3 protein-coding genes and 1 pseudogene are annotated in these 5,649 nt (G+C 47.8%); 3 read left to right on the forward strand and 1 reads right to left on the reverse strand.

Features of this window, described 5'->3' with window-relative positions:
- The 3 genes and pseudogenes from BN93_RS17930 to BN93_RS06750 all read left to right on the forward strand — a co-directional run.
- Window positions 1-555, forward strand: a pseudogene (locus BN93_RS17930) (alpha-L-rhamnosidase N-terminal domain-containing protein); the annotation flags it as partial.
- Between the two features lie 95 nt (window positions 556-650).
- Entirely contained in the window at window positions 651-1,529 is an 879-nt protein-coding gene (locus tag BN93_RS06740; protein ID WP_009231626.1) for a helix-turn-helix domain-containing protein, read from the forward strand.
- 1,718 nt (window positions 1,530-3,247) lie between these two features.
- The gene (locus BN93_RS06750; protein ID WP_019187583.1) at window positions 3,248-4,912 is read left to right on the forward strand and encodes a putative transporter; all 1,665 of its coding nucleotides are present in this window, start codon (window positions 3,248-3,250) and stop codon (window positions 4,910-4,912) included.
- Between the two features lie 366 nt (window positions 4,913-5,278).
- Here BN93_RS06750 and BN93_RS06755 read toward each other — a convergent pair.
- Window positions 5,279-5,649, reverse strand: a 371-nt coding sequence (locus BN93_RS06755; protein ID WP_019187584.1) for an NUDIX hydrolase, incomplete at its 5' end; no start/stop codon positions are given.

A 5,649-nucleotide genomic window follows, 5' to 3' on the forward strand; every position in this document is an offset into this window, starting at 1 on the left:
GTTAGCTATTGGGGCGAAAATGCGGACGGCACTCCTTTCGCCTTCCAAAGCGATGAAAATTGGGCTTGTAGGCGAGCAAATCGAGGGCTGCAACCCCCAGAAAGCGAGTGGCAAGACGGCAGCGACAAGGCCGTGGCGTGGCAAATTAACCATGCCGACACCATCTCTTGGCAGTCGTCCATGCGCTATGCACACCCCGAAACGCTGCCTCCCCCCACACCCTCACGGCTCGTTTGCGCTCCGCGAGTGGTCAAAGTGTACGGCCCAAGCTATGTAGACGTGCGCAACGATACGCTTACATGCGTCTTCCCCCATCATTTTCAGGGCGTTGTACGTATTACTTTTAGGGGAACTCGAACAGGAGAAAAAGTTTACATCAACGGTTTTCGCTATATTTGCAACGGCGCAACAGACGAGCAGTTTTTTAGCAAATTCATCGTTAAACCCACCTATAAACTTATTGTCCACGGAGACAAGTACTTTCGTTCTGAACATGTCCAAAATGTCGAGGCAATGGAAACCTCAATTGGTCTGTATGGGAAGTTTCTTTTTTAATAAGTAACTATTTTCAAATTTTCGTTCTTTTTTCTTGTCGAAAGCTTGCGGTTCTGCTCAAAATTTCCTATATTTGCGAAGTAAAAGGTAAGGAAATGCGGAAACTACAATTGAACGACTTGACAATTCCCATTGTCAAAGAAAACTGCGACGTTGTGAGTATGGACGACGATTTAGTTCTCGTCGACGACCTCAACAAGCTGTCGGACCTCATGGGTCCGTACAAAATGCAATGCCTGGTGCTGGCCATTTGTGCTCAAGGCAGTGCCAGGTACACAGTAGACACGATTACGTATGAGCTTCAACCCAACCACATCATGGTTGTCCCTGCTGGCCCAATACTCAACAGCGGGGAGCTAAGCACCAACTGTAAGGGTATAGCCATACTGTTGTCTAAGGACTTCATGAACGAAATCATCATGGGCATCCATGAACTTTCGTCCTTGATACTCTTCTCGAGAACCAATCCTGTTTTTACACTCAATGCCGAAGAGGGGGGAGAAATGCTTCTCCACCTGTCGCTCATTGAGAAAAAAATGCAGCAGGCTGGGCATAGGTATCGCAAAGATACGGTGCGTTCGATGATTACGACGATGATTTACAACGCCTCGGACGCCATCTATCGGGTACAACAGACAACGGACTTGAAGAAGACACGAGCCGAAGCCATCTTCGCCAAGTTCATTAAAATGGTGGAACAGAACTTTAAAAAAGAAAGACGCGTAAGCTGGTATGGCGAACAATTGGGCATCACACCTAAGTATCTCTCCGAAACGGTGCGCAACGTTAGCAAGCGAACACCCAACCAATGGATTGACAAGTACATCACGTTGGAGTTGCGCGTGCAACTTAAAAACACCACTAAGAGCGTGAAGGAAATAGCCCAAGAACTCAATTTCCCCAACCAAAGCTTCCTAGGGAAGTTCTTCAAGGAACAGGTGGGAGTTTCCCCGTCGCAGTACCGTAAACGGTAACCGCCCTCAGGTGCATGGTTCTCTTTCTGCAATGTCGCCCCAACAAATGAGTACATCATGGCAGATTGGGCTCGGCACATGCACCACCGAGCAGGCAAGGAATAGAGTTAGAGTGAATTAGAAACTTGATTCCGGAGCAGAGAATTTAGAGTTAGACTTAACTGATAACATTTATAGAAACATCGTAGAAAGAGTTAGACAGAAACATAAGAGAACGGGAATGAGAGGGTTGGCACTTGTCGTATTGCAGCTTTCGTTGGTGCAATATGCATACCTCCTCATTCTTCCTGCAAGTGCTGCAATTAGCCTTTAAGGGTACTATTGTATCTTTGCCCTATGGATTTGAACTCCTTTTCCACTTCTTCTGCATGTGTGTTGCATGCCAACCTTAATGAATGAGCACTCGGCTTGCGTTCTGGGCTGGCCGACAGTTGCACTTGGCGTATAGGTCATAGCCCATAGTGCGGCCAAAGGTGAAGGCAACCGGCACGGAGTGGGGGCAAGTGCAACAACATCCCTTGTTGTGGGCTGGGGCTTACGGCGCAGGTGTAAACCGCGGCGCGCGTGTTCCCTAGCTTGTCAGCATCCCCTCATTGGTTTTTCGCGTTGGCGGTTTCTCCTTGGGTGTTACCTCAGTAGTTCATAATCACCAAAATAAATAACGTTCAAACACCCTTGGAGGAGTTGCCCCTCGTTGTTCGCGCATCATACCGCACCTGAACCGCAATGCGCATGGCATCGAATGGCGCGGAAAACCATTTTCACAATGCGATAGAAGTACGTGTGCTGCTTGGCAGCTGTACATGTGCTTGATGTAAAGGCATCTGTTTCCTTGAACCCCAATCGGTTCATGTGGTGCCTGTACAGATTTTGTGTGTTGTTGAGCATATTGCCTATCTTATTTTTGAAGGCGTAGCCTGCTACGTTAAGAGAATAAGGTTGGCAGGATGCCGACAAGCAAACGAAAGATGGATGGGAAACGATGGAAACAACCTAAAATAATTGATAAGCGGGCAACGGCCGTTAGGGGCTGACGTGTTCGCGTGTTTCCCGATGTAAACATCCCAACTCTTGGCATCTGTGCATGTACTTCTTTGTATAAGTGCATGGTACTTCTTTGTATAAGTGCATGGTACTTCTTTGTATAAGTGCATGGTACTTCTTTGTATAAGGGTGTGTTTTTCTTCGTACAAGTGCATGCGTTTCTTTGTGCAAGCCTGTTAACTATTGGATTTAGGTGCAAAAAAATCTTGTTATAGGCGCATGCGTTTCTTTGCGTAAGCGCGTGATTCCTTTGTATGAGTATACGTGTTTCCTTGTATAAGCGCAGGTGTTTTCTTTCTGTAAACATGTGAACTTCTTGTTTTGCTTGCATCTTGTATCGTGTAAGCGCATTCCTTGGAGGCGTAAGGCTGTTCAGTAAGCAAGTAAAAATTTGTAAACCAATCCAGCAACAATAACCAAAAAACGTGTAAAGTAAATTTAGACCTAGTCATATGTCTTGTGTTTTGCTGCATATTACACTGCGTTTTGACTGCATATTACACTGCGTTTTGACTGCATATTGCAATGCGTTTTGACTGCAAAATGCATTGTATCATCCTGTTCTTCCCCTTTGAAACAGAATTAGAGGCGAGCCTGTATTTTATTTCTCCCAACATTTTGCCAATCCCCACCTTTGCACTACCTTTGCAAGGAATATCAAAATAAATATAAGCATGGATTGGATTAACGGCCTATTCACCGTGCATTCGGCCATTCAGACCGTGGTTGTACTGTCGCTGATATGCTATGTAGGCCTAATTCTGGGTAAGATACACGTCAAGGGCATTTCGCTTGGCGTGGCTTTCGTCTTCTTTATTGGTATCATTGCAGGCCATTGGGGGTTAGACATCGACCCCACCGTGCTACAATATGCCGAGGCCTTTGGTTTGGTGCTCTTCGTTTACACGCTGGGATTGCACGTTGGCCCCAACTTCTTCGGGTCGTTACGCAAAGAAGGCATCTCGCTCAACCTTTGGGGATTTGCCGTTATAGCCGTGGGAACCATCCTCGCACTGGTGCTTTCGGAAGTAACCAACGTGCCAATGCAAACGATGGTAGGCATACTTTCGGGTGCTGTTACCAACACGCCAGCCCTTGGAGCAGCCCAGCAAGCACTCGAAAACTTCGGTTTTTCCACGCGTAGTGCAGCACTTGGCTGTGCCGTGGCCTATCCTTTGGGTGTTCTAGGCGTTATCTTCGCCATGATATTCCTCCGTAAATTCTTTGTAAGACCCGACGACTTGGTGCCCCGTTTGCCACAAGACGAAGACCATACTTACGTGGCACAATACGAAATTGTGAACCAAGCCATCGACGGAAAAACGCTGGCCGAGATTTCACAAATGGCTCATATCCGCTTTATCGTATCGCGAATATGGCGCAACGAGCAGGTTATCGTGCCCGTTTCAACCACCAAATTAAGACTAGGTGACAACGTGCTTGTGGTAACAACCGACGATGAAGTGGGCGGAATGGAGCTGTTGTTGGGGAAGAAAGTGGACAAAGACTGGAACAAAGACAAGATAGACTGGAACCACATCGACAAGAAAGTGGAGTCGAAGGTGGTGGTTATCACCCGTCCGATGCTCAATGGTAAGAAGCTTGGTTCGCTGCAACTGCGCAACACCTATGGGGTGAACGTCAGCCGTGTTACGCGTGGCGACACCAAACTTCTCGGCACAAACGACCTGCGCTTGCAGTATGGCGACCGCGTTACGGTGGTTGGCGAACACGATGCGCTTGAAAACGTGGAGCATTACCTAGGCAACGCCGTGCAAACACTTAACGAACCCAACCTCGGTGCCATCTTCCTTGGCATGCTTTTGGGTCTTGCCTTGGGCACCATCCCCATCATGTCGCCCGGCATGAGCGCCCCCGTACGCATGGGATTGGCAGGTGGCCCCATCGTGATGGGCATACTTGTGGGCAGCATTGGCCCACGTTTCCGCCTTGTTTCGTACACAACGCGCAGTGCATCGCTCATGCTCCGTCAGTTGGGTTTGTCGCTCTATTTGGCATGTTTGGGCTTGGATGCAGGTCAAGACTTCTTTAAAACGGTGATACGCCCAGAGGGTTTGCTATGGGTGGGGCTTGGTTTCGTACTCACAGTGGTACCTGTTCTGTTGGTGGGTTATATCGCCTTGCGCACTAAGCGGCTCGACTTCGGCTCTATTTGCGGCATCCTTTGTGGGTCGATGGCCAACCCAATGGCACTTACTTACGCTAGCGAAACGCTCGAAGGCGACACACCTGCCGTTACTTACGCCACCGTCTATCCCCTCGGCATGTTTCTGCGCGTGATTATCGTGCAAGTAATGGTGATGTTTTTCTTGGGATAATGAGAAAGGAGTTGTAAAGGTGAAAAGGTGAAAGGGTGAAAGGGTGAAAGGGTGAAAAAATGGCTAACGCCCACCAACTTGTCAACTCGTAAACTTGAAAGGTGAAAAGATGAAAGGGTGAAAAGATGGCTAACGCCCACTAACTTGTCAACTCGTAAACTTGAAAGGTGAAAAGGTGAAAGGGTGAAAAAATGGCTAACGCCCACCAACTTGTCAACTCGTAAACTTGAAAACTAGTCAAATAATTTACGAGTTTGTAGACGCAGAAATTTTTTCACCCTTTCACCTTTTCACCTTTTCATTTTTTCACCTTTTCACTTTTTCACCCTTTCACCAACGATGCCGCCCTCTATTCTTCGCACGAAGTTAGCCTTTCAGTTCGTCTTCTAAGGCAAAGTATTTCCACAATGGGGCGTACATCATGGCTTGGTAAAGCTCATTGTTTTTGAGCATGCGTAACATCTCGTCGCGACTAACAACATGTACTTGAATGTCTTCCGTGTCGTCTAGATGTTGCCCCGACACTTTCTCCACATCTGTGGCCAGAAAGCAATGGCAACGGTTAGTCATTGTACCCGGATTGGGTGCAATAGTCATCAGCGGTCGCCATGTACCGTTACCATATCCCGTTTCTTCCAGCAGTTCGCGCTGTGCGGCCTGCATCGGTTCTTCGCCTTGTTCCATCACGCCTGCACAAATCTCCATCGCTGTTACGCCCAAAGCGTGGCGGTACTGGC

It is taken from the genome of Prevotella conceptionensis 9403948 (genome assembly GCF_000312305.1).
Classification (GTDB): Bacteria; Bacteroidota; Bacteroidia; order Bacteroidales; family Bacteroidaceae; genus Prevotella; species Prevotella conceptionensis.